Consider the following 25,402-nt stretch of genomic DNA (forward strand, 5'->3'; position numbering starts at 1 on the left):
TTTATGAGGCCTTTTTCATTACAATGCGATACGTAAAACAGTATCTGGTTGCGTCGCCTCTTTTTCACGAGAAGAGGGTTGCTTAACACTGACATACAGGACATCTCCCTTATCGGAGAGTGCTAAGCTATTTGGCATGCCGTCCGTTTTAACGGTGCGTTTTACCTGATAGGTTTTCGTGTCGACAATACTGACGGTACCAGCTTTACGGTGCGTCACATAAAGCTCTTGGCGCTGCGCATTGAATAGAACACCCAAAGATTCAGGAACCTTAATGCTGGTTAAGACTTTATTTGTTTGGGTATCAATGACGATAACCTGCGGCTGTTTGAAATCCGCAATGAAGGCACGATGACCAGCGGTATCCAAGCTAACATTTAACAGCATATGTTCACCGGGTAAATCCAGCTTAGAGCGTTTTACAATGCTGTTATGTTGCGTATCGATTTGAATCCATTCTGCATCGGCATTGGAAAGGTACAGCGCATGTTGTGAGGCATCTAAAGCCAAGCCCGTCGCCATTTTACCCACACCGGTAATGGTTTTAATCACTTTTAGTGATTTACCGTCGAGTACCCACACCACGCTATCAGCCCCGACACCCGTCGCATAGACTTGATGTGTGGTCGGATCGACCGCAATCTCACGAATTTGTGGTGGTCTGAACGACTCAGTACGTTGACGGGTTTCTACCACTTGTTGAGCGATGATTTTCTTAGTTTGTAAGTCAATCGCGGTGATCGAACCATCGCGGGTGTTGCCGGTATAAAGAATATGCTGAGTATTGTCTATGGCAACGCCGAATGGCTTAAGCGGTTCTTTAATTATCTGCTCAGTCTTCAGATTTTGTGGATTGAGCACATAGACCGCACCGCCGGTCTCTTGTCGGCTACCTGCGCTGGCGACATAAAGTTGCTGTGAGGATTGTCCATAAGCCAGCTCGTAAAGGCCTTTCGAAACAGGCTGAGTGAGAACCTGTCCTTCCTCGGCAAGAGCCCCTGCTGAAAAGAGTGCTGTCACCAATAATAGGGGACGAAAAAGAGAATTGCGTTGCATAATCATTACCTCTGTTATTGCGCAGTGGACCGCCAAACAGCGCCCTTAGCGCTTATCATGTTGAGAAACGCTAAGAGTGTAATAGATTTTTCAAATGATAAATATAATCATTTCGTTATTTATTTCCCGAGGCTAACAGTGCGGATCGAATAAAGCCCTTATGCTCGATTAATAGGGCTTGCGCCTGCTGAGCGGTTAAGTCAGCCAACAGCATCAGTATGGCGGTTTTACACTGCCCATGACAGGCTACGAGTGCCGCTTTAGCCTCTTCTACTCCACAGCCAGTCGCCTCAATTACGATATTTTTCTGCCGTTCAACCAGCTTCTGGTTAGTTGCTTCAACGTCTACCATTAAATTCCCAAACACTTTTCCGCTGCGGATCATTGATCCTGTCGTTAACATATTTAGGATCATTTTTTGCGCACTACCAGCCTTCAATCGAGATGACCCGGTCACTACTTCAGGCCCGACTACGGCGCTAAGCGCAATATCGGCAGACGCGGCCATGGGGCTCTGTGCATTACAACTGACGGCAATGGTAACCGCCCCACACTCTTTTGCCCAGGCTAGCGCCCCCATCACGTAAGGAGTACGACCACTAGCGGCGATGCCAACTAAAATATCTTGTGCAGTAAAGTTAATGGCCTGTAAGTCTTTAGCCCCTTGCTCTGCGTTATCTTCGGCATTCTCGACCGCTTGTAAAATCGCCTTATGCCCGCCAGCAATTAGTCCAATGACTTGTTCAGGGGAAGTCCCAAACGTTGGTGGGCATTCACTAGCATCTAGGATACCGAGTCGACCTGAAGTTCCCGCGCCGCTATAAATTAACCGTCCACCTTGTGCAAAAGCCGTGGTAATCGCCTCTACTGCTTGAGTGATTTCAGGCAAAATCGCCTCTACCGCAAGGGCTACTTTTTTATCTTCGTCGTTAATAACCTTGAGCATCTCGGCTGTCGATAGCTGGTCGATATTCTCACTCGCGGTATTGCGACCTTCGGTGACAAGATGATGGAGATTGAGGGACATAATCAAGCCTTATTGTGGACAAAAAAAACGGGAGTGATGACCGGGGTTCTCCCCTATCATGCACTCCCGATTGTTCAGTAATCAATAGTCAGTTATTTAGCGCGGGAGGTCCCCAGCATTTGCTGTTCGTAAGCCCGTGCTTTATTCACATCAAACTGTTTTTCCCAGCAAGAGATCACCAATACTGCTAGGGCATTACCGACCACATTCAATGCGGTACGCGCCATATCCATAATACGGTCAACTCCAGCAATAAAGGCTAAGCCTTCTAATGGGATCCCTACGCTACCCAGTGTTGCTAACAACACCACGAAGGAAACGCCCGGTACACCCGCAATCCCTTTAGAGGTCACCATCAAAGTAAGGACTAGAATGATCTGATGCGTCAAAGAGAGCTCGATACCGTAGAGTTGAGCGATAAAGATTGCCGCAATACTTTGATAAAGCGTCGAACCGTCTAAGTTAAAAGAGTAACCCGTCGGTACCACGAAGCTTGTGATCGATTTTGGCGCACCATAGGCTTCCATCTTCTCCATGATCCGTGGAAGAACGGTCTCAGAACTCGAGGTAGAGTAAGACAGAATGAGCTCATCTTTCAGTAGCCGCATCAGTGTCCAAATATTCAAACTACACATCTTCGCGACGCCACCCAAGATAACAAAGGCAAACAGCAAGATGGCGGCATAAACTAGTCCAACCAGCTTCGCCAGTGGATAGAGGGAAGCAAAACCAAAGTTAGCCACAGTCACGGTCAATAGCGCGAAAACACCGACCGGTGCATAACGCATGATCATGTTGGTAACTTTAAACATGGTTTCTGAGATCGAACGGAATACAGAGACCAGCGGATCGCGGTGTTCTGCAGGCAGTGATGATAAGCCCAAACCAAATAATACCGAGAAGAAGATAATCGCCAGCATGTCGCCATTCGCAAATGAGACAAAAATGTTTTGCGGAATAATCGACAGGATAGTGGTCACTAAGCTATGAGGCCCGTTCTGCACTTGTTGCGTCGTGGCTTCGTATTTTGAGATATCAGTCGTGGTTAACGCAGACATATCAATGCCGGTTCCTGGGTGGAACACATTGGCTAGTGTTAAACCGACCACGATAGCAATGGTGGTGATTACCTCAAAATAGATAATCGTTTTAAGGCCAATGCGCCCTAATTTTTTTGCATCACCGACTCCCGCAATACCAACGATGAGCGATGAAACAACGATCGGGATAACAATCATTTTGATCAAATGAATGAAGATGTCACCCGCAGGTTTTAACACATTGACCACCAGCCAATCGCGGCTGTCTGGTGCATTGTGGAGAATGCTTCCGGCAACAATACCTAAAATCAGTGCAATTAGGATTTGCCAAGCAAGAGTGATTTTGAAGCCTTTCATAGAATAGTGGTTTCCTCAGTCAAACTGCCTTTCACTCTTCAGTGACAAGAGAAGTACGCAGAAATAAAAATGCCAAAAATAAAACGGGCAAGTCTTTGATGTTTGTGTGCTAAAACCGCCTCCTGCGATTTTGTGTGCTATGTATTACCATTTTCTCTCTGCTGAGCGCAAGTTTTGATAAACATCGGATAATTCTCTTTTGATAACACATTATCGTATAAAGACATCAGCTTTTTATAACCCTATCTTCTAAAAGAAAAAATTTGGCTCGATAAAATGCGCACGTTTTGAAAAAAAATTTCCCAGACCTTGTAGGTTGCTAGGCATTTTCAATTGATTTTGCAAGAATGGTTGAGAATACCGATAAAATTGACGCCTCGGTAAATAATGATGCAATCCCGTGATCTCTGGCACATATCCCAAACAAATCACCGGCTTGGTCTTTTATCATGCATCTTTTCACATAAAATTAACAAAAAAGGAGACCTGTCATGAGCCAACCCATTACCCACCCTATTATGGATGCCATTGCTGCCAATACTCTGATAAACGAAGCACAGTATGCTGACCTCTATCAACAATCGGTGGACGACCCTTCTGCATTCTGGCAGGAGCAAGCACAGATCATTGATTGGATGACACCTTTTACACGTGTGAAAAATACAAGTTTTACACCGGGTAATATTGATATCCGCTGGTTCGAAGATGGGCAACTCAACTTAGCCGCTAACTGTTTGGATCGCCATTTGGCTGAACATGCTGATAAGAAAGCCATTATTTGGGAAAGTGATGACGGTACCGAAAGTCGCACCTTGACCTATCGCGAATTACATCAACAAGTTTGCCAATTTGCTAATGTCCTAACGTCTATGGGCATAAAACGTCAGGACGTGGTTGCGCTCTATATGCCAATGGTCCCTGAAGCCGCAGTCGCTATGCTCGCCTGCGCACGTATTGGCGCCATCCATTCTGTTATTTTTGGTGGTTTCTCACCGGATGCAGTCGCGGGGCGAATCATCGATAGCCAAGCAAAACTAGTGGTCACTGCTGACCAAGGGTTGCGTGCAGGACGCCCCATCCCATTGAAAAAGAACGTCGACGATGCCTTGGCAAATCCAGGCGTGACTAGCGTAAAAAACGTGATTGTCTATTCGCGTACCGGCCAATCGCCGAGTTGGCATGCGCCTCGTGATTGTTGGTGGCATGAACTGATGGCCGATGCGCCGATTGAACACAAACCGGTGGCGATGAATGCTGAAGATCCTTTATTTATTCTTTATACCTCCGGATCGACCGGTCAGCCAAAAGGGGTTCTGCATACCACTGGGGGCTACTTGGTTTATGCCGCGACCACCTTTAAATATGTCTTTGATTACCAGCCAGAGGATATCTATTGGTGTACCGCGGATGTCGGTTGGATCACAGGGCATAGCTACTTACTCTATGGACCATTAGCTTGTGGCGCGACAACCGTTATGTTCGAAGGCGTCCCAAACTGGCCAACCGCTTCGCGTATGGCAGAAGTAGTCGACAAATATCAAGTTACCATTCTCTATACCGCACCTACCGCGATACGTGCTCTGATGGCTGAAGGGGACAAAGCAATTCAAGGTACCGATCGCCGTTCACTGCGGGTTCTGGGATCGGTCGGTGAGCCGATTAACCCTGAAGCTTGGGAGTGGTTTTTCACCAAAATGGGTAACAGCCGCTGTCCTATCGTCGATACTTGGTGGCAAACCGAGACAGGCGGTTTTATGATTGCCCCATTCCCCGGCGCGACACCGTTGAAACCAGGCTCTGCCACCCGTCCTTTCTTTGGGGTAAAACCGGCTTTAGTCGATAATGAAGGTAATATTCAGGAAGGGGTTTGTGAAGGTAATTTAGTGATTACTGACTCATGGCCGGGTCAAGCTCGTACTCTGTTTGGCGATCACCAACGTTTTGAGCAGACATACTTTTCAACCTTCGTTAATACCTACTTTAGTGGTGATGGCGCTCGCCGTGACGAAGAGGGTTACTACTGGATCACCGGTCGTGTTGACGATGTATTGAACGTTTCAGGTCACCGTTTGGGGACTGCAGAAATAGAATCGGCATTAGTCTCTCATCCCAAAATCGCTGAAGCAGCCGTCGTCGGTATACCGCACTCAATAAAAGGCCAGGCGATTTATGCCTATGTGACCCTTAATAGTGGTGAAGAACCGAGCAGCGACCTCTACAGTGAGGTTCGTCAGTGGGTGCGTAAAGAAATTGGGCCTATCGCCACCCCGGACGTCCTCCACTGGGCCGAAATGCTACCTAAGACTCGTTCTGGTAAAATTATGCGCCGTATTTTACGCAAAATTGCCGCCGGTGATACCACTAACTTTGGTGATACATCGACCTTGGCCGATCCGGGAGTTGTCGAGAAGCTATTAGAAGAAAAGCAGAGTATTCAGCAACCCTAATACTTGAGGGTCACTGTTTGACAGTGACCCTTATTCTCAAAAAAGTAATCGAATAAAGGGGGCCAGTAGCACGGTCATTATCCCCGCTAACATCATGACTAAGCTTGATACAACCCCTTCCTCTGGACCCAGCTGATAGGCTTTTGCAGTACCGGCTCCGTGAGATGCAGCGCCTAAACTGGCTCCTTTTGCAATACTTTGTTTAATCATCAATCGCAGAAACAGAAAATCGCCGATTGCCATCCCGAACACCCCAGTAATTACTACAAATAAGGCAACGAGATCGGGTTGTCCGCCAACTTGTTTAGCCGCAGCGAGCGCAAAAGGGGTAGTGATAGAGCGAACCGCTAAACTGCGTTCGACCATTTCCGGTAACGAGAAAAGACGAGCTAACCAGACAGAGCTAAAAACCGCGACCGTTACCGCTGTCAATACACCAGCTCCGAGTGACATCCAATGCCGTCGAATCATCCCCAAGTTTTCATAGACGGGAACGGCAAAGGCTAGCGTCGCCGGACCTAATAACCAGATTAACCAATGGTTGTCACCGATATAATCTTCCCACGAGATAGGCGTCGTGAGTAGTAAAATAATTAATACTAACGGCGTGAATACTAAGGGCATTAACAGTAGTAAGCGCCAACGTCGGTAAAGACGTTTATTAAGGTAGTAGATGATGACAGTCAAGACTAAGCAGCCGATATTTACGAGCATACTACTCATCATTCGCCCCTAACTTACGTTGTGCACGGTTCATCTCAAAACGAAATACCCGCTCGACCACAAAGCCGGTCGCAGCTAAAACCATAATAGTGCTCAAACCGATCACCGCGACAATTTTCCACCCTTCGCTCCGTAGCAAAGGACCATAATTGACCACTGCCACGACCGCCGGAATAAAGAAAAGTAGCATCTCAGCTAATAGCCAATTCCCCCCCGCACGAACCCACTTTACTGGGACAATACGTAGCATAATAAGCAGCAGCAAAATACCTAAGCCGATAACATTCGCGGGAAGAGGGAGATGGAAAAGATTAACCAGCAAGCCGGCTAAGAGGTATAGACCGATATAGATACAGAGTTGCAGCGGAATTTGCCACAACGAATCGGTTACCAACTTTTGGCGTAAGCGGCGCCATAAAGTGGACATTCGGGTGCCTCGTTATCTTTAAGTAAAAAAATCAGTATATAGAGAGGGGCGGTAACAGTGAAATGAATAAAAATTATCGTCCATCATTAAACATCCCCCATCTCGAGAGGTGGGGGACAGAGGATCACTCTTCTTTTTCGATAAGGAGTGCTTCTAGCAGGTCTAAATCGCGTAGGAGTTTACGCATAGATTCATCGGATATCTGCTTGGTCGCCCGAAGGTGGTAAACTTCTGCACGCTCAGCACGCAGAGCATTAAGTCGCAAACGCCTCTCCAGATTTTCCATAAACATAGCCTGTTCGACATCGTCTTTATCATCTAATCGCCGACGTAAATGGCCAATCACTCGAGAGCTGACTTCTTTTAAAACCTCCGGATCGATATTCTCATTAGTATCTTTCGCTAAACGCTCTTCCATCTTATACAGGCTATCAATCCCTGATTTAGCCATGATGGAGCGGGCTTTACGTAATTCTCTTCCCGTTTCACCTTTATCGATACCCGAGACGCCCTTAAGCAATACCGGTAAAGTAACGACCCCCGCTAATAGTGAAAAGAGTATCACTCCCGTAGCAAGGAAGACTAATTCGTAGCGCGCTGGAAAGTTTTCACCGTTCGGTAAGAATAGTGGAATGGATAAAACACCCGCCAGGGTAACTGCCCCTCGAACACCCGCGAAAGTTGCCACGAGTAACTCCCTTACTGAGTAGTTACTAAACTCCATTGGACGTTTCTTAAGTAAGCGTTTACTAATCCTCTGCATAAGGAATAACCAGCCGAAACGTACCACGATCAAGGCTAAATAGATCATAGCGACCGCAAATAACAGAATCCAAATATTTACGTTGTTATCGACTTCAGCCTCGGTAAGTGTGGTTTGTAAAATTCCGGGGAGCTGTAAACCCAGCATCAAAAACACCATGCCGTTAAAGACGAACTCAAGCATTTGCCAAACACTATTTGCCCGTAAGCGCATCGCTAACGGGGCTTGGCGGATTATCCCAGAACGGCTGATGGTCATCCCTGCGGCCACGGCCGCAAGAATCCCCGATGTACCAAGGTGTTCAGCGATGAGATATGAAGCGAAAGGGAGTAGCATTAGCAATACCGTTTGCGTCGCCGGGTCATCGCCACTCCAACGGCTAAACAGACGAAGCGATTTACCATAAAGCCAACACACCACGACCCCGGCCAGTAATCCACCGAGTGAGACTTTTAAGAATTCGAGCGAGGCTCCCGACCAGGTAAATACCATGGATCCCATAGCCACCGCGATGGCAAAGTTTAGGGAGACCAGACCCGAGGCATCGTTCATTAAAGCTTCGCCTTGAACGATCGACATAATTTTTTTAGGAATCCGCCCTTCGCCCACTATACCTGATAATGCCACGGCATCGGTTGGGGAGAGTACTGCGGCCAGAGCAAAAGCAGGAATTAAGGGAACTCCTGGTATCGTCCAGTGAATAAGATAGCCAATTCCCACGACAGTAATCAGGACTAATACTAAGGCTAATCCAATGATTTCCCGCCCATGGTGTAGGAATTCATTAATCGGGGTTTTCCAACCATCGGAAAAAAGTAAAGGCGGGATAAACAGAACTAAAAAGAGTTCAGGGTCAAAATTGACGTGTAAACCAAAACTTGGCCATCCCAGCAACGCACCGGCAATAATTTGCACTAACGGCAAGGGGATTTGAAAGGGAATGATACGAGCCGCAACACCAGAGAGCGATACCACCAGCGTCATAATCAATATGGTGAAGAAAATTTCCATGTTTTCCTTGTAACCTTTCCAGAAGACAAAAAACCTATTAGCAACAACAGGCTCACTCATTTATTTACAATACACCCTACACCTTTAACGTGGCGTAAAAAACGTGCTTAACCAAAAAGAATCTATCGACTTCTTCTGATTATAGATTACGACTTTGTTGAGCCTACCAGCTCTTTAGCCTTCCCCTCAGAAGAAAGCTCTGAATCAATCGTCTCCTGCTCTAAGAGAACCGCTCCCTTACCTTGTGTAGCTAAATGGTCGTCGGCATTACGTAAAGGGCAATCGCGCATAGAAAGGCAACCACAGCCAATGCACCCATTAAGGTCATCTCGTAGTCTAATCAACGTTTCGATACGCTTATCCAACTCATCACGCCACTGCGCAGTAAGCTGTTCCCACTCCTTAGCAGAGATACGTTTATCTGGAGGGTAACTTGCTAAATTTTCGCTAAGGGTGGCCAAAGGTAGGCCGATGCGCTGAGCGATTTTGATAATCGCCACTCGCCGTAACACGTCACGACTATAACGTCGTTGGTTAGCGGCATTACGTGTACTCGCAATGAGCCCTTTTGTCTCGTAAAAGTGCAGCGCAGAGACGGCAACCCCGCTCCGCTTCGCGACCTCCCCTGGGGAAAGTCTTGATTTTAATTGAGATCGTTCTTTTTTCATTTTTAAGCTTTACCTCAAGTTAACTTGAGGAATTATACTTTAAAAACTTGTTCGAGATCACATTATGTGATGACTAACCAGAGGAATAACGTCAGATGCAAAAAGAAATCATCATTTCACTCACCGAGTGGATCGATCAAAATCTCGGGAATAATCTTTCGATTGATGAAGTTGCCGCCAAATCTGGATATTCCAAATGGCACTTACAAAGAATGTTCCGTGCAATGACGCGTCAGACACTTGGCGACTACATCCGTGACCGACGCTTAGCAAAAGCCGCAGAAGCTTTATGCGTTAGCCAACGCCCAGTCTTTGATATCGCGCTACAATATGGCTACGAATCACAGCAGACGTTCTCTCGAGTGTTCCGCCGTAAATTCGATCTTACCCCCACGGCCTATCGTCATTCTCAACGCTGCCGTACCTTACCTAATTTTAGTAGTGTCGGATCGTTATCCTAGTGTTAATGTTCTCAATCTTTACCCTTTTGTGCTAAGGCTCGTTAACAACGGCGAGCCAATATTACTAATTATTTAACTTACCCTTCAAATCTGGCACTTCTTTGTCTATAATGTGAGCTAAATCACACTTTATCTCACTCTCTCGTTGTCTGTTAAATCAACAACGGGTGCTCCTTTAGTTAACAATGAGGAACGACAATGAGCGCTCTCGCGACAAGCTTGATTGTTATGCGTTGGGGCTTGCTAAGTGCAGGACTAATGTACATGGCTAGCATCATGAAAATTAAATGCCAGCAAAACAGCCTTAAGACAGCCAGTGCTGTGTTTACAGGGGTAGGCCTCTTCACTTCTTGCTGGTTTGTGACGGGACTTCTTGGAATCGATTTCAGTTTGCAACATTGGCAATCTATGGCGAATATCGCAACAGATGCCTTCAACTATGCATTACAACAATCTCCAGATATCTTTATCCCAAACAACTTCTAATCGTTGTTATGAGCATGGGAAGCAACACCTTAATAAGCTCAGGTAACGCTTCCCCTCGCTTCTCTCTCTCATCATCCTCTCCCCTTTATCCCAGAATAAGCCGAATAAATTTTTATCCAAGCTCTGGAAAGGGTATTGGTAAATCGCCGTACCTTGATCATTGGCAGTCGGTGATTCAGCGTAAGTATGCTTAACGACTACACTATGACCAACCCTGATTATTCCTAACTAAATGCGGTCTATCGTATCGACATTCATGGTCTTATCCGCTATTTCATAAGCTATAGGCGATGTTTATCTAGTAGTAGGCGAAAAACTTTGGCATAGCCTTTGACATGTTATGCTTCGAGAATAAACATGGGCGTAAGATGATTTTTCTTCAATGGTTTCTTCACACCGATGGCGGTACTCAGCCCATAAAAAAACCCCGAATAAATCACTTTATTCGAGGCTTTTAGCGTCAATAGACATCACCCTAGCTGGGCGATACCAATCTATTACTTCGCGTCAGGAAGTTTATACGCAATGATGTAATCGCCCATGGTTGATCCGAATGAACCATGACCACCAGCATTAATCACGACATATTGCTTGCCATCCACTTCATACGTCATCGGCGTTGCTTGTCCACCCGCTGGTAGACGTGCTTGCCATAACAATTTACCGTCATGCACACTGTAGGCACGCAGGTAGTTATCTAATGTTGCAGCAATAAAGAAGACGTTACCTGCTGTAGTAATTGGTGCACCCAGCATTGGGGTACCCACTTTCAGCGGTAGAGGAATCGGCGAGCTATCACGGATGGTGCCGATACGTTTCTTCCAGATGATTTCGTGGTTTTGCAGGTTAACCGCAGAAACGAAGCCCCATGAAGGTTCCATACATGGCAGACCGAATGGTGACAGGAACGGATTTAGCTCTACGCCAAACTTCGCACCGTATTGGTGTTGCAGACCCGCTTCGCTACCTGACCCTTTAGCCCCTTTCTCATCCGGTTCCATTGGGTTGTTTGGACCACGAGGAATCAGTTTAGAAACAAACGGCAGTTGCATTGGGTTAGTAATTGCAAACTGTTTATCGGTGTTCACGGAGATACCGCCCCACTCGAACATCCCTAAGTTACCCGGGAACACTAGGGTCCCTTGAACAGAAGGAGGAGTAAACGGACCTTCATAACGTAGACGGTGGAACATGATTCGACAGATCATCTGGTCGAACATGGTCGCGCCCCACATTTTCTTATCTGTCAGGTGCGCCGTTGGGCGGTAGCTGAATTCAGAATAAGGTTGGGTCGGCGACAAGTGGTCACCTTCTGCTGCACCTTGTGGTACTGGATGTTCGTTTGCAGGGACAACAGGTTTTCCTGTAACACGGTTCAGAACAAAAATGTCACCGGTTTTTGCTGGAGCATAGATAACCGGTACAGTATTACCTTGTTGATCTTTAATATCAGCTAAGGTTGGCTGTGCCGGAACATCCATATCCCACAAATCGTGGTGCACTGTTTGGTAGAACCAAGCCAGTTTACCGGTTGAAGCATGTAACGCTAAGATACCAGTCGCAAACTTCTCTTGGTCTGGAGTACGGTTACCGCCCCAGATATCAGGAGTACTGACACCCATTGGGATGTAAACGATATCTAGTTTTGCATCATAAGCTGAAGGCGCCCATGAGTTTGGTGAGTTTGGCGTGTAGCTTTCACCATCTGCAGGGATAGCATTCGGATCTTTAGCACCTGGATCGAAGGCCCAAAGCAGTTGTCCGGTATTGACATCAAATCCACGAATCACACCTGAAGGCTCTTTCGTCGATAAGTTATCGGTGACCGCACCCGCAATAATAATCACTTTATCAGTGATAATTGGCGGAGAGGTTGGCTCATAGCCACCCGGGTATGCATGAGGTTGCTTGTGCTGTAAGTCGATTTCGCCGTTATTCGCGAAGTCTTTACAAACCTGACCGTTTTCCGCATCCACCGCAAACAGACGACCATCGTTTACAGGTAATAGGATACGACGTGAACACGCAGCAGGTTGGCTACCGTTAGCAGGTGTGGCAGAAACTTCGTGGTAAGAAACGCCACGACAAGTCATATGCTGGAAAGTTGAATCGTATTTAATCTTCGGATCAAAACGCCACTTTTCTTTCCCCGTCGCGGCATCCAGAGCAATAAGAATCTGGTGTGCAGTACAGGTATAAAGCATGTTACCGACTTTAATCGGAGTAGATTCGTTGGTGATCTCACCTGGGTCATCAGCACGCTTCAAATCACCGGTACGGAATGTCCAAGCAACTTGGAGATCTTTGACATTTTGCTCATTGATTTGCGTTAATGGCGAGTAACGTACGCCGTCTTGAGTACGCGCATACGCTGGCCAATCTTGCGCAGCCACGCTTGGCGTAGCAATAGCGTCGTTATTAACGTGTAAGGTGCCATCGATTTCTTGTGGGTCTTTTACCACAAAACTCGCACCGACCATCAGCAGGTTAACAATAACACCGACTGCCATTGCAGTACGTGGCGTATTCCCCGCGTTAGGACGAGAAATTTGACGATAGACGGGTGGTAGTAACATCCAGATACCGAACAGGGTCCAGATACCTAAACGTGGAGCCAGCGCCCAAAAGTCAATACCACACTCAACGTATGACCAAATCGCAGTAGCGATAAGGATCAAGGCATAGACGAAAAACGCGCCACCTTTACGTTTAGCCAGCTGCGCAGTGAAAAGCGCCATGACGAGACCGGTAATCAGATAGTAGCTACTACCACCGATTGCCAATAAGTACCCACCACCAATGATTAACCATAAGCAGCAGAAGAGAGAGAATAATAACGTAATGAGACGTAAGCCTCTGCGTTCCCTAGACATCGAAATCTACCTTAAATAAACCGCTATTTTAAAATGTAAAAATCGGAGCAATAAGACCGCCCTAAAGCAGGAAATTTATATTTTTAATTACTCACGTCGAATGAAGCTTGCCGCACCAATCTCCGATTTTTCACATTCACCTGCGATGAAAAATTCGCCAACTTGTAACCAATGTTTACGAGATCTTCATAACGACGGTTAGTATGGCTTATTAATAAAAAATTTCTATACAAAATATGATTAATCGCACAGTTCATTGACATTTTTTATGAGGCAACAGCTAAAAATTTAACATTCACTCTACAAAAAGGAGGTAAAAGCATGAAAAAAACACTCTTTATAGCGCTAGGTTCTAAAGGACTTAAAACGATCGCTGTGAGTTTACTGCTAACAGGCTGCCAGTCTTCGGCCATTTCTTTATTACATGGCGCAATGGAAAATCAGACGACCAAAAAAAATGTTCAAGCGTTGCGTGACTATGCAGACAAGAATGTTCAACATGATTTAAGAATTACCAGCAATTTACGCTATGGCGACTTGCCTAGTTCAAAAATGGATATTGTCACGCCCACAACTCAAACTGGATATCCCTTACCCGTCATCGTATTAGTGCACGGCGGAGGCTGGGTCGCAGGGAGTAAAGAAAGCATGTTGGCCTACGCTAGGCTTCTGGCTGATCGCGGATTTGCAGTAGTGAATGTCGAGTACGATTTGGTACCTTCCGCAGCTTTCCCTACTCAACTTGAACAACTTAATCAAGCCTTGCAAGCACTCAAGTCTACTCATCATCAAAAACTAGACCTTAATCGCCTTTTTCTTAGTGGTGACTCTGCCGGTGCGAATATTGTCAGTAACTATGCGGCTCTGCTTAACTCTCCCACGTTACAACAGCAGCTGGCGATCCCCCCTGCTATCCAATCTCACCAGCTTAAAGGCTTAGTCTTACACAGTGGAGTCTATGATATCGCGAGTTTATATCAAAGTGGCCAGAAGCTCCCTTGGACTATCCGCTGGATTATGCAAGAAGTATTAGGCGCTTATAGTGGCGAGAAGCCCCCTAGCCTAAGAAAACTTTATGCGATGTCGGCGACGCCTTGGTTGACGACCCACTATCCTCCAATTTGGATTAGCGCAAGTGATAATGATTTACTGACCCAAGGGCAATCACGTCCCTTTATCCAGCGCTTAGAAGCACTCAAGGTTCCAGTTGAGGCTCATATTTATCCAAAGCAATGGCCTGAGCCACTTAACCATGACTTTGAGTTCAGCATGCAATATCGCGCGAGCCAGCAGGTGTTGGATAGCTCAGCTGACTTTGTTCGTCGCTACTCTGAAAAACAGTAAATGCTTACTAACATTTAAGTCAGCTGGAGCACACTGAGTAGCTGCTCCAACGATTGAACAGGCTCTTTGTAAGATAGGATTTCAGATGAAGATGAGTGTAAAGGTGAACCCTGTAGGCAGAAATCCGCGACACAGCGATAGCGCTCAAGTCCGTCCAATAAACCTAAGGGTACCCAGTGATAGGGTATTTTTGAGAGGGGGTTAGGAACCGTGCTCCCGCATTGCTGACAAAAGTCGTTACGATAACCGGTCTCTTTCTTCCAAGAGTGAATACTCGCTTCGCCTGTAAGCCATTCAAAATCGGTAGTATGCACCAAGGTTGCATAATTTGATTCGGTACCCGTTTGTCGGCGACATAAAGAACAATGGCAACGATAGAAAAGTGTTGGACTATAGGATAAGGTAAATTTTATTGAACCGCATAAACAAGAGCCTTGCATGGGTGCCTCATCATGTAATGGTGGAAGTCATCAAGAAACTCAAAATTAAATGACGGTGCAGTGTAAGGCTCTGAAGGCCTCACTATCAACTTCTATTTAGTGATAGCGAGCACTAACAAACTTAGTCTCAGGGGGAGTTCTATCCTATCGCGGGGCGGTCAAATTGCTAAGGAAATAAAATGACATCACTACGTGCCACCTTACTGGGAGTCTTAGCGATTTTGCTGTGGAGTACCATTGTGGGACTTATGCGGGAAGTGACGTTTAATTTTGGCCCCTTAGGAGGTTCAGCCCTTGTCTATACTGGGGCAAGTATATTGTTAGTACTTACTATCGGATTTCCTAAGTTGAACACTTTCCCAAAAACGTATCTCTACATAGGTACCCTACTTTTCGTCGCTTATGAGATATGTTTATCACTTTCCTTAGGCTTTGCCACTTCCAATATACAGGCAATACAAATTGGCCTGATTAATTATCTTTGGCCAAGCATGACGCTACTTCTTGCCGTGGTACTCAATGGACAACGTCCGAGATTGTTAATGCTAGTAGGTATTGCGATTAGCATGTTTGGTATTAGCCAAGTCCTCGGACAAGGACAAGGTAACTTGTGGCAATCAATGTTAATTAATCTCAGTGAGAATCCATTGAGCTTCGCTCTCGCCCTCTCCGGTGCAATAATATGGAGCCTATATTGCGTTTTAACGAAGCGAATCGCTAACGGCTGTAATGGTATTACCCTTTACTTTATCCTGACTGCCCTCGCCTTATGGTGCGGCTTTATGTTCACGCCGCAACCTAGTTTACATTTTACCACGACAGGAGTCGGCGCATTATGCTTACTCGCCTGTGCGATGGGCCTAGGTTATGCGGCGTGGAACACCGGTATTTTACACGGTAACATCAAGCTTCTGGCCACGCTCAGCTACTTTATCCCTGTAATTTCAAGCCTATTTTCAAGTGTTTGGTTAAGCCAACCGTTGAATGGAATATTCTGGATCGGAGCTCTTTTAGTGTGTGGAGGATCGTTGGTGTGTTGGGTAGGGGGAACCCTGACCAAATAAATCGACCTTGAACATATGATAAAGACGAATACGGTTTTATATTGAGTAGTACCCGATTAATACAATGACCTGTAGCGTTGAGAAATCATCTACTTTTTCAAATTAAGTAGTGATGACAAACACAGTGAATTCAACTTGATTCGTTTACTATCGGTTAACCACCCCCATTTATTAAAATATCTGATCGCCGAAAACACATGGTAAATTAGAAATTTTAGACTCTTTTGGGACTTAGCTTGAGCAACGTGAATTATTGTAGAACCTGGATAATATCTTACCGGTAACCCCGTATCACAGACGCGTCTACTCAAGTCAACATCTTCCATATACATAAAAAAACGTTCATCGAACCCCTTAACTTCATTTAACGCATGTTTGCTAATCAGTAAAAAACACCCTGATAAGGATGGAGCAAAGAATACCTTGTTATAATCAGCATCATGTAATTCGTACTCTTTGTTAACATTAGACGATAGGACTGAAAAAAAACGTCGAATAAACAGTTGATAAGGGCTAGGGAGTAATTTGCAACCGTATTGATTATTGCCGTTTGGATAAATGATTTTGGGTATTGCAAGACCTATTTTCTCTGCACAACTGAAATCGTACAGTTCATCTAGTTCACCTTTTTGAAAATAAATATCTGGATTACAAATCAATATGAAGTCAGCCTTGTCTCTGAATTTATTAAAAACTATATTATGCCCCGCCCCGAACCCATGATTGACTGGCACTCTTATTACTTTGACTTTTTCATGTTCGAAATAATCCAACCATTTGCAATGTCCGCCATTATCAACAATCACGATAGTTGATATACTATCTTCCTGCACAAGAGCGGATATTGTTTTCTCAATATCATTAAGACTATGTTTAAATAAAACAAGAGATGCTAAAATTTTCACAAGGTATATTACCGTTCTTGAAATAATCCGGATAACGTTTTTTCATTTCGAAAATGGGAAAATTAAAAAATAGAGATGAGTTTAGTTATTAATTCTAAATTTAAACTATTTACCAGAGAGTTTTATCAAGTAATTTAGCTAATAACCTCATGAATAGCTCTTCTTGATAGGCGTCTTTTTATAAATCTTTTGATAGGGTAAGGAATGATTTTATTCATATAAGATAAATATTTTACCTGACTAATCATCCAAATCGCTTTTAGTATTTTTTCCTTCCTGCCTAAAGGTCCAGCACCACCTTTAGGAATAAAAATCAAATCCTTTGAATAAAGTAAATCTTTAATATCAATATCAGAATACTCATTCACTCTATACCACTCTTTTTTCAGATAACTATTCCGGTAAAAATCCTTAGAAATTTCAACTCCACTAATATCCATAATAGGTTTTGCATTTTTAGTGATGAAAAATGATGCAGGATCTTTCATCAAGGTGAGAAATAATTCACTCATTTCCTTAGCTTCGATATTCCATTCTACGATGCGCGTAAACGCTCTACCGTACACTCGCTCACTAAACGCGCCAATATTGGGAGCAATGATAGGAACACCACGCTCCAATGCTGCACTGAACGTATAGCTGTAAGTTTCAGGGCAAAGAGCTGGATACCACATCATATGCGGCGCGATCGCATTTAACTTACGATGAAGTTCACCATTTAAGTAAGGTCCATGCGTGATGACTGAATTAAGGGGCCGGAATGCATAGCCTAGCAAATGAAACTCGATCTCTTTACCCTTCAATAGAGTCGCCACTTCCTCTAACAATAGAGCGCCTTTTTCTCGACTGATGGCTCCCAATACTAATATCTTTAGTTTTTTACCTGCCACATAGTTGAATGATGCTTTAGGATAAGGTGCCGCAACTTCAGAGTCTGGATGCCATGCGACAATAGTTGGTGTGGTGAGATGAGGGTAACTATTCATAAAACGTTTCTTAGTATCAGCTGAAGGAAAAATCACTCTATCTGCGCCATTCAACCATGATATAAATTTATTACGCCATTGCCGTGCAGTGAATCCCGCTGGTAAATGACTGTTTGCAGCACAACGTTTATCTCGAACTCTAGGTGTATCACCCGCAAAGGAACCATTCTTATCTGTCAAACTGGCATTAGCGTTGATGAGGTAGTAATCATGTATAGTGATATCATAACCACAAGAAAGATCATTTTTAATATTTAAAATTTTCTCATTAACACCCATCAGATGATGAAAATGAACATGCCCAACACCTATAAATCGTAATAATTCAATAAGCGTACTATAACCATAGTCCACATCAATAATAAATTTCTCAGGTGAAATATCTTCTGAGATATTTAGCGTTAATGTAATACTTTTCCCATCTTCTTCGGGCGATAGAAGAAAGAAAATGACTTCATTATTATAAAATCTCGCTAACTCCTGTATATGGGTATTAACTCCCCCTCCCATTTTATGAGAAACGAGTAAAATCTTAGTAATTTCTCTACTAGCAAGAATGCGGATCAGAATTTCAGACCTAGCTTTTTTAGCGGGATCATTAGCAACAAAGTCCATCACATCTTTAGTATAATTAGGATGGAGTTTAGTTAAGTGTTCCAATGCGCGGTTTTTACGAGGATTTTGTTCATCGGCAAAACTTACCCCGCCTTTATGATAAACAAAAACATTGAGTTGATGGAAATTTGGCCAACCTGCTTTAGCAGCTCTTTGGCACCAATCGTTTTCTTCACCATAACCCTTTCCAAATGTTTCAACGTCAAAATAGCCAACTTCGTCAAGACAGTCTCTGCGGATGTACATGCAAAAACCAACACCTGTAGGGATCTCAATGAGATTATTTTCTTTTCCTAGTAACGAAAAATGTTCATCCAATTGCCGAACATTCAACCCCATGAAAAGCGCATTATCTTCGCAAAATTTTGGAAAACTGCATATCGTTGCATTATTAGAAAATGGCGTGATACTACCTACTTTATCTAGAGAATAAGCGGCATCATGAATTCTTTGCAGCCAATCATTGGCGACTTCAACATCACTGTTTAATAGTAATATATCTCGATCAGGATGTAATTTCATTCCAAGATTGACTGAAGCAACGAAGCCGCAATTTTCTTCGTTTTCAATTAATAGGAATTCTTTACTTACCGCTTGTTCTCGGAGCCATTCGGTGAGTTCCGGCTCAGGTGATACGTCATTAATGACGACTAATTGCGCCCAACTCGGTAACGTTGATACTACGGACTCAATACACTCTATAGTTTCTTGTTTGCCACCATAGACTGGTACAACAACATCTACAATCACATCAAGACATTTTTCTGCTGGAAGCGTATTAACAACTTTAACTTTATCCCCTGAATTATAATGTTCAGCTTTCTTTTCTTTAAGATAATCTTTCATTTTTTCTATCACATTCTTTGAGTTAAGCACTATTTCTTCAACGCTACTATCACCGTTTATTAATTGATTGCTTTCAATTCCTTTAATCTCATTACTGGTTTTTCTCGATGCAATATAATAATCGACATGTCTATTAGCGATTACATAATCGTCCCTTGCACCGAGACGAAATCGAATATAATTTTTATCGAATAGCAGATCAAAAGGAACAAGATACGATAGTAAGTAAAAAGCCAACCTGCGCGTTCTTTCATCACTATCTTCGACATTACAAAAAGAATATGAACATTCCCCTAAAATTGTCACCGGGACATCTAACAAAAGCGCCTCAAGGCCTATACTAGAATTTATGGTGATTATTCTTTTACATTTTTTTATGAAAGCAATGGGACTGGTTGAATTATCTACTTCATTAATATCTTTGAGTGTGAATTGACTTCCTGGATGAACTCTAATCAGTTTACTACCCATAAAGTTACATTCTACGTAGTCGAGTAAAGATTGATTATTGAATGAATTACTAAAAGCAATGATATTTGAATCATTTTCAACCTGTAAAACAATACCAATATCGTATACTTTCTCTATCTCATTAGAAATTAATGACCCTTGACTCTGGGATGACCCCGAATGAGCTGCCTCATCATTAGTTAAGTTTAGATTGCTCTCGAAGAAGAATTCATAAATTTCAGAGAGAGTGATATCATCTTGTAGATAAAAATCACTCTCTAAAAACCTTTTTTCAGCTTCAGTGTTTCCATTCACACCACAAAAATCTAAATAAGCGGTAGACAGATAATATGGTGACCTCAAAGGCCCCAACTCCATATTGATCACCCTAATTCCAAAATGCTTTGCTGCGGAATTCAAGGATGGACAGTTGCACCAAGTCAACACACATTCAAGAGAGTTATTTTCTTTAAAAACCCTATAAAACTCCAATTCCAGCTCAGGAATTATTTCAGTAATAAACCTTCTAAAAAGATTATTAGGGTTATTATTCTCTTTTTTTAAATAATTTGAAAAACAACTCTCATCGATAATATTAATATGATGTAAGTTATATATTTCTTGTATGTCTGGTAATTCATAGCCGAGTCGAACCTGTGAATCATTTTCCATCTCCCATCTATTCTTCAACATCCAGTGCCCAACTGGCAGTAAGTATTGCTTACCTACTAGAAATGATACAGGTTCGGAAAAGGATTTTAAGATACGGTAGAAAAACCATAAATAGGGTGCTTCAACCCCTCTGAATGGGTATGCTGGTAAATAAACACTAATCATGCCTCACCCGCACGCACAATTTTAAGAGGTGAATAAATTACCCCCCCCATATCTCTTGATGACCAAAATTTTATTTTTTCAAGTGGTCTGCGTTGGTCCAATTCTTCTCTCGCCCCATTCTCAAAGCAAGACAACCCGCAATGAATAAGATAATCACCAGAATTGATAGGTAATTTTACTTTATAAACTAATACCGACTCGCCCGGTACTAAAGAAATTTGATGGCCCGCATTTAGGTTATTGTCACCCCAAATATCTGCCCCTTGAGTTCGTGAAATAGAAATTCCCAATACAACATCATTTATATTTTCTGAGGAAATTATTTTAAAATTAAACGTTAATTCTTCACCTGGAAAGACTAAAGGTTTTTCTTTTAATAGTGTACCGTCCGATTTACTAATGACAATAGCTTTAATAATTGCCCTGCCTGTCCCAAATCTTTTTTCCCCAATCTCTACATTTATTGTATCCTCTCTAATTGAAATCAACTCTTGAACTTGATAATTAATACTATTGTCTACAACCTCCAAGTTTTGGTTTTCTTGTTTTTCTTCTGTAAGAATCATCCCTTTTTCATAGGCTAAAACGGCTGATAAAACATCCTCTGTATTACCAATCAATTTTCCCTTTTGCATGACTAAACATCGATCAGCATACTCTAAAATACTTCCCGTAGAATGGGTGACCATAATTATGGTCGTTCCTCGTTTTTTTAGTGCTTCCATTCTCTTGAAACACTTATATTGAAATCCTATATCTCCAACGGCAAGAGCTTCGTCTATGATTAATATCTCTGGATCAATGCAAGCTTGAACCGCAAAGGCTAATCGAACATACATACCACTTGAGTAGGTTTTGACCGGTTGGTCAATAAATCTCCCAATATCGGCAAATTCTATAATACTATTATATTTTTCATCGATTTCAGCTTTAGTTAGCCCAAGCACACTTCCATTGAGGTAAACATTTTCATAGCCAGTAAATTCTGGATTGAATCCAGCACCTAGTTCCAAAAGAGCAGCTATTCTTCCATTTACCTCTACTTCTCCTCGACTTGGTGTCAAGGTCCCGCAAATCAATTGTAGTAAGGTAGATTTGCCTGCACCATTTCTTCCAATTATTCCGATGGTTTCTCCTTTATTAATAGTGAAAGAAACGCTATCCAGCGCCCAGAATTCTCGAAAATAATTTTTATTTTCTTTTCTAAGTAATTTATTAATCCCAGGCATAATAAATTGTTTTAATCTATCTCTAGGAAGAGAATAAATTTGATAGCACTTACTCAAATTATTAACCTTAATGGCTATTTCTTTAGAGCACATCAGCAAAACCTTTTCTTGTCTTTTGGAAAAAAGCGTAGCCAATCCAAGTAACGAGTATCGCAGCGAGTGTGTATATGATTAAGCCTTTCCAATCAGGTAAACGTCCCCAAATGAAAACATCCCTTGCCTGTTCGATAATAAAGGTTAAGGGATTAAGCATAATCCAACCTTGAAATTTTAAGGGCAGCGCTGTAACTGGAAAAAATACCGGTGATAGAAACATCATTATTGTAGTGACAATCATCGTTGTTTGTCCCACATCACGCATAAAGACACCTAGGGATGACAATATCCATCCAAGCCCAAGACAAAAAATAACAAGAGGTAAGAAAACTAAAGGAAAAAATATTATAGTCCAATGCAAAAAACCATTGAAAATAAAAAAACAACAAGTCAGTACTAATAGGCTTATTAACGAATGAAATAAAACCCCGCACAAGCTAATAACAGGTAAAATCTCTAATGGAAAAACTACTTTCTTTACGTAATTGGTACTCCCTAAAATAATTTGTGGCGCTTTATTAACAATTTCAGAAAAAAAACCGTGTATAATCATTCCGACGAAAAGTATTAATGCAAACTGAGTACGACTTTCATCAACAGCGCCAGACCAACGCGATTTGAATACAACTGAAAAAACAAAGGTATATACTATAAGCATCAATAATGGATTTAAAAATGACCATGACAATCCCATTACCGACCCTCTATACCTACCAATAACCTCTCTCTTCGTCATTTGTAGAATAAGATATCTATAAGACCAAATATTACAAAAAATAGATTGTGGGGATATTTTATGTTCTCTACTTATAATACTCATTTTTCTTTAAACCTTTTAATACATAGTAGAAGCATTTCAAGCAGCTTATGATATGACTATTTATTGATTAATCTCTACTCAAAGAGTGTTCACTCCTCTCTCTTCATTCTTTAATTTATATAAAGTATTGAAAAATAGATTGTAGAGTTGAAGAATAACCCTAGTTTATTTTTAGGGGATGATATTGGAGCTTCATGACTGCGGATCGACCAGTTTATATTTAAACTATTGTCATTCCATAATAAAGTTTATTCAGCGTCTTGGTTATAGTAATCACTACACTTATAGACCAACTCAGCCATTTCTGACAATACATAAAACCCGTGAGGAAATCTCTCAGGTACCTATAATTGTCGCTTATTTTGTGCAGAAAATGTCGCCAAGGGTCGAAGTTGACTTACGCATATCGACAGCAACATCATACATCTCTTCTACTACGGATCTGACTAACTTACCTTGAGTATTCTCTATTTGATAATGTAATCTGTACAAAATCACGCGTGTTAATTTTGAATGATTATCTTGGGGGAAAACGAATGTTCAAACTTATCTTGCTGCCAGGTTTCCATAAAAAAACCGCGTTCACCTTCATAAATATCTGACTCAATAACTTTAACATCTTCAATGTTTGTTTTCGATAATTTTCACATTAAAACTTCCCATCAGCTAACATTATTAAATAACGTCCATAATCATTTTTAGCCAGAGGTAATGCTAATTCCCTTAACTGTATTGTATCGATAAGCCCTTTACGAAAGGCGATTTCTTCTGGACAACATACTTTTAATCCTTGTCTTGTTTCTATCGTTTGTATGAAATTATTGGCCTCATTCATACTCTGATGAGTACCTGTATCTAACCATGTGTGGCCGCGCCCCATAATTAATACCGATAATTTATTTTGCTCAAGATATAATTTATTTATATCCGTGATTTCCAATTCACCACGGTGTGAAGGTTTTATTGATTTAGCCAAACTCACTACGCTGTTATCATAAAAGTAAAGGCCAGTAACAGCATAATGACTTATAGGATTATCTGGCTTTTCTACTAACGATATTGCACGGCCTTCACTATCGAACTCTACAACGCCATAACGTTCAGGATCATTTACATGGTATGCAAAAACCGTTGCACCTTCTGTTTTATTCACTGCACGTTCTAAGAGTTTAGCAAGGTCATGACCATAAAAAATGTTATCACCTAAAATAAGAGCACAATGATCATCACCAATAAAGTCTTCGCCGAGAATAAAAGCTTGGGCTAGCCCTTCAGGATTTTCCTGAATTTTATATTTGATTGAAATACCCCATTGAGATCCATCACCCAATAAAATTTCAAAACGTGGTAAATCTGTTGGAGTACTGATGATAAGAATTTCTTCTATCCCAGCCATCATCAATGTACTAAGTGGGTAGTAAATCATGGGTTTATCGTAGATAGGTAGAAGTTGCTTACTTACCACCGTAGTGACGGGATAAAGTCTTGTACCAGAACCACCAGCTAAAATAATTCCCTTGTACTTTGGCATGTTATATCCATTGAATATTTTTAATTGATCAACGTATTTCATTAAGCATACGAATTAAACCTAAACGCCAATATGGTAAAGTTAAGTTAAAAGCATGCTGAAATTTTTGATTATTTAGTCGTGAATTTTTTGGCCTTAATGCCGTCGTTTCAATTACTTCTGTGGGAATGGGGGTAATTTCTTTTACCTTGAATTTAAGCCCTTTAACTTTCCTCTCATTTAAAATGAATTTTACGTAGTCATACCAAGTTGTTGAACCGCTAGCCACTAGATGATAAATCCCAAATAATCTTTCTTTAAGTAAGGTATGGGCCGTACTATCGGCTAAAAGCTCTCCATCTGTCGGCGCACCAAATTGGTCATCGATTATCGTTAACTGTTCATGATGGTTTGCTTGGTCTAACAGGGTTTTAACAAATTTTTTCCTTGCAGAGCATAGAACCAAATGGTACAGAAAATAAGATACCGGCTACATTTCTCTGTAATGAACTCTTCACCCTGACGTTTTGTCTTCCCAAAAGTATTTAGTGGTTGAGTAGGATCTGACTCAGTCCAAAGTCTTCTACCTGTTCCATTGAAAACGTAGTCTGTTGAAAAATGGACTAGAATAGCGCCTAATTTTTCAGCACTGTCTGCTATCGCTGATATGACTTTTGCATTGATTTGCTCTGCGACGAATGGCTCAGACTCGGCTTTATCTACCGCTGTATAAGCTGCAGCATTGGTAATAATATTTGGTCGTATTTTTTCGCTGGTATCGATAATACCTGTCGTATTATTCGATTCCCCACAATAGGTGATTGCATTACGTTCAGGGGCAATGACCAAACCTAAAGGTTCTAAGGAGCGTCGAAGTTTCCACCCTACTTGACCATTTTTACCGAAGAGGAGAATTTTCAT

19 protein-coding genes and 2 pseudogenes are annotated in these 25,402 nt (G+C 42.4%); 5 read left to right on the forward strand and 16 right to left on the reverse strand.

All coding sequences use genetic code 11. From position 1 onward, the window contains the following. Positions 1-18: 18 nt before the first annotated feature. The 3 genes from yncE to gltP form a co-directional block, all read right to left on the reverse strand. Positions 19-1,062 carry a 7-bladed beta-propeller protein YncE gene (yncE, locus tag QJR74_RS12835; RefSeq protein ID WP_441007613.1) on the reverse strand — a complete coding sequence of 348 codons (1,044 nt, stop codon included), beginning with the start codon at positions 1,060-1,062 and terminating at the stop codon, positions 19-21. A gap of 109 nt (positions 1,063-1,171) precedes the next feature. Continuing rightward, positions 1,172-2,083 carry an N-acetylmuramic acid 6-phosphate etherase gene (gene murQ / locus QJR74_RS12840; RefSeq protein WP_304372207.1) on the reverse strand — a complete coding sequence of 304 codons (912 nt, stop codon included), beginning with the start codon at positions 2,081-2,083 and terminating at the stop codon, positions 1,172-1,174. Between the two features lie 92 nt (positions 2,084-2,175). Beyond that, positions 2,176-3,480, reverse strand: coding sequence for a glutamate/aspartate:proton symporter GltP (gene gltP / locus QJR74_RS12845; RefSeq protein WP_304372208.1), 1,305 nt, complete (start codon positions 3,478-3,480; stop codon positions 2,176-2,178). Positions 3,481-3,971: 491 nt separating this feature from the next. Here gltP and acs point away from each other — a divergent pair, with 491 nt between their 5' ends. Beyond that, positions 3,972-5,927, forward strand: a complete 1,956-nt coding sequence (gene acs / locus QJR74_RS12850; protein WP_304372209.1) for an acetate--CoA ligase — start codon at positions 3,972-3,974, stop codon at positions 5,925-5,927. 36 nt (positions 5,928-5,963) lie between these two features. On the opposite strand, the gene QJR74_RS12855 is transcribed toward acs, so the two are convergent. The 4 genes from QJR74_RS12855 to soxR form a co-directional block, all read right to left on the reverse strand. Beyond that, on the reverse strand, positions 5,964-6,650 hold the full coding sequence (locus QJR74_RS12855; RefSeq protein ID WP_304372210.1) for an LrgB family protein: 687 nt from the start codon (positions 6,648-6,650) through the stop codon (positions 5,964-5,966). Further along, positions 6,643-7,077: a CidA/LrgA family protein gene (locus tag QJR74_RS12860; RefSeq protein WP_304372211.1), complete on the reverse strand. Its 435-nt coding sequence runs from the start codon at positions 7,075-7,077 to the stop codon at positions 6,643-6,645. The genes QJR74_RS12855 and QJR74_RS12860 overlap by 8 nt, the downstream gene beginning before the upstream one ends. A gap of 124 nt (positions 7,078-7,201) precedes the next feature. Further along, positions 7,202-8,851, reverse strand: coding sequence for a Na+/H+ antiporter (locus QJR74_RS12865; protein ID WP_304372212.1), 1,650 nt, complete (start codon positions 8,849-8,851; stop codon positions 7,202-7,204). A 146-nt stretch (positions 8,852-8,997) separates the two neighbouring features. After that, entirely contained in the window at positions 8,998-9,519 is a 522-nt protein-coding gene (soxR, locus tag QJR74_RS12870) for a redox-sensitive transcriptional activator SoxR (RefSeq protein ID WP_304372213.1), read from the reverse strand. A gap of 95 nt (positions 9,520-9,614) precedes the next feature. Here soxR and soxS point away from each other — a divergent pair, with 95 nt between their 5' ends. After that, positions 9,615-9,980 carry a superoxide response transcriptional regulator SoxS gene (soxS, locus tag QJR74_RS12875; RefSeq protein ID WP_304372214.1) on the forward strand — a complete coding sequence of 122 codons (366 nt, stop codon included), beginning with the start codon at positions 9,615-9,617 and terminating at the stop codon, positions 9,978-9,980. Between the two features lie 198 nt (positions 9,981-10,178). Next, positions 10,179-10,466, forward strand: a complete 288-nt coding sequence (locus QJR74_RS12880; RefSeq protein WP_304372215.1) for a YjcB family protein — start codon at positions 10,179-10,181, stop codon at positions 10,464-10,466. Between the two features lie 497 nt (positions 10,467-10,963). Here the strand turns inward: QJR74_RS12880 and QJR74_RS12885 are convergent, their stop codons facing one another. Further along, on the reverse strand, positions 10,964-13,339 hold the full coding sequence (locus tag QJR74_RS12885) for a glucose/quinate/shikimate family membrane-bound PQQ-dependent dehydrogenase (protein WP_304372216.1): 2,376 nt from the start codon (positions 13,337-13,339) through the stop codon (positions 10,964-10,966). Between the two features lie 321 nt (positions 13,340-13,660). Between QJR74_RS12885 and QJR74_RS12890 the strand changes: the two genes are divergently transcribed. Beyond that, positions 13,661-14,683: an alpha/beta hydrolase gene (locus QJR74_RS12890; protein WP_304372217.1), complete on the forward strand. Its 1,023-nt coding sequence runs from the start codon at positions 13,661-13,663 to the stop codon at positions 14,681-14,683. A 14-nt stretch (positions 14,684-14,697) separates the two neighbouring features. Here the strand turns inward: QJR74_RS12890 and QJR74_RS12895 are convergent, their stop codons facing one another. Next, entirely contained in the window at positions 14,698-15,123 is a 426-nt protein-coding gene (locus QJR74_RS12895) for a GFA family protein (RefSeq protein WP_304372218.1), read from the reverse strand. Positions 15,124-15,302: 179 nt separating this feature from the next. On the opposite strand from QJR74_RS12895, the gene yddG reads away from it, so the two are divergent. Then, positions 15,303-16,187 (forward strand): aromatic amino acid DMT transporter YddG, encoded by an 885-nt coding sequence (gene yddG / locus QJR74_RS12900; protein WP_304372219.1) that lies wholly within the window; start codon positions 15,303-15,305, stop codon positions 16,185-16,187. An 89-nt stretch (positions 16,188-16,276) separates the two neighbouring features. Here yddG and QJR74_RS12905 read toward each other — a convergent pair whose 3' ends face one another. From QJR74_RS12905 to rfbD, 7 genes and pseudogenes are all read right to left on the reverse strand, one after another. Further along, the gene (locus QJR74_RS12905) at positions 16,277-17,092 is read right to left on the reverse strand and encodes a glycosyltransferase (protein ID WP_304372220.1); all 816 of its coding nucleotides are present in this window, start codon (positions 17,090-17,092) and stop codon (positions 16,277-16,279) included. 134 nt (positions 17,093-17,226) lie between these two features. After that, a complete protein-coding gene (locus QJR74_RS12910) occupies positions 17,227-20,826 on the reverse strand; it encodes a GT99 family glycosyltransferase N-terminal domain-containing protein (RefSeq protein ID WP_304372221.1) in 3,600 nt (1,199 codons plus the stop codon). Continuing rightward, positions 20,823-22,148: an ABC transporter ATP-binding protein gene (locus QJR74_RS12915; protein WP_304372222.1), complete on the reverse strand. Its 1,326-nt coding sequence runs from the start codon at positions 22,146-22,148 to the stop codon at positions 20,823-20,825. Before QJR74_RS12915 ends, QJR74_RS12910 begins: the two co-directional genes overlap by 4 nt. Further along, on the reverse strand, positions 22,138-22,971 hold the full coding sequence (locus QJR74_RS12920) for an ABC transporter permease (protein WP_304372223.1): 834 nt from the start codon (positions 22,969-22,971) through the stop codon (positions 22,138-22,140). The genes QJR74_RS12915 and QJR74_RS12920 overlap by 11 nt, the downstream gene beginning before the upstream one ends. Positions 22,972-23,081: 110 nt before the next feature. After that, a pseudogene (gene rfbC, locus QJR74_RS15250) lies at positions 23,082-23,597 on the reverse strand (dTDP-4-dehydrorhamnose 3,5-epimerase). 23 nt (positions 23,598-23,620) lie between these two features. Then, positions 23,621-24,502, reverse strand: coding sequence for a glucose-1-phosphate thymidylyltransferase RfbA (rfbA, locus tag QJR74_RS12930; RefSeq protein WP_304374046.1), 882 nt, complete (start codon positions 24,500-24,502; stop codon positions 23,621-23,623). Positions 24,503-24,530: 28 nt separating this feature from the next. Further along, positions 24,531-25,402, reverse strand: a pseudogene (rfbD, locus tag QJR74_RS12935) (dTDP-4-dehydrorhamnose reductase).

The organism is Tatumella ptyseos, from assembly GCF_030552895.1.
Taxonomy (GTDB): Bacteria; Pseudomonadota; Gammaproteobacteria; order Enterobacterales; family Enterobacteriaceae; genus Rosenbergiella; species Rosenbergiella ptyseos_A.

Coding starts and splice junctions, on each gene's coding strand:
- yncE (WP_441007613.1), bottom strand. CDS start 1,062: ATGATTATGCAACGCAATTCTCTTTTTCGTCCCCTATTATTGGTGACA.
- murQ (WP_304372207.1), bottom strand. CDS start 2,083: ATGTCCCTCAATCTCCATCATCTTGTCACCGAAGGTCGCAATACCGCG.
- gltP (WP_304372208.1), bottom strand. CDS start 3,480: ATGAAAGGCTTCAAAATCACTCTTGCTTGGCAAATCCTAATTGCACTG.
- acs (WP_304372209.1), top strand. CDS start 3,972: ATGAGCCAACCCATTACCCACCCTATTATGGATGCCATTGCTGCCAAT.
- QJR74_RS12855 (WP_304372210.1), bottom strand. CDS start 6,650: ATGAGTAGTATGCTCGTAAATATCGGCTGCTTAGTCTTGACTGTCATC.
- QJR74_RS12860 (WP_304372211.1), bottom strand. CDS start 7,077: ATGTCCACTTTATGGCGCCGCTTACGCCAAAAGTTGGTAACCGATTCG.
- QJR74_RS12865 (WP_304372212.1), bottom strand. CDS start 8,851: ATGGAAATTTTCTTCACCATATTGATTATGACGCTGGTGGTATCGCTC.
- soxR (WP_304372213.1), bottom strand. CDS start 9,519: ATGAAAAAAGAACGATCTCAATTAAAATCAAGACTTTCCCCAGGGGAG.
- soxS (WP_304372214.1), top strand. CDS start 9,615: ATGCAAAAAGAAATCATCATTTCACTCACCGAGTGGATCGATCAAAAT.
- QJR74_RS12880 (WP_304372215.1), top strand. CDS start 10,179: ATGAGCGCTCTCGCGACAAGCTTGATTGTTATGCGTTGGGGCTTGCTA.
- QJR74_RS12885 (WP_304372216.1), bottom strand. CDS start 13,339: ATGTCTAGGGAACGCAGAGGCTTACGTCTCATTACGTTATTATTCTCT.
- QJR74_RS12890 (WP_304372217.1), top strand. CDS start 13,661: ATGAAAAAAACACTCTTTATAGCGCTAGGTTCTAAAGGACTTAAAACG.
- QJR74_RS12895 (WP_304372218.1), bottom strand. CDS start 15,123: ATGCAAGGCTCTTGTTTATGCGGTTCAATAAAATTTACCTTATCCTAT.
- yddG (WP_304372219.1), top strand. CDS start 15,303: ATGACATCACTACGTGCCACCTTACTGGGAGTCTTAGCGATTTTGCTG.
- QJR74_RS12910 (WP_304372221.1), bottom strand. CDS start 20,826: ATGATTAGTGTTTATTTACCAGCATACCCATTCAGAGGGGTTGAAGCA.
- QJR74_RS12915 (WP_304372222.1), bottom strand. CDS start 22,148: ATGTGCTCTAAAGAAATAGCCATTAAGGTTAATAATTTGAGTAAGTGC.
- QJR74_RS12920 (WP_304372223.1), bottom strand. CDS start 22,971: ATGAGTATTATAAGTAGAGAACATAAAATATCCCCACAATCTATTTTT.
- rfbA (WP_304374046.1), bottom strand. CDS start 24,502: ATGCCAAAGTACAAGGGAATTATTTTAGCTGGTGGTTCTGGTACAAGA.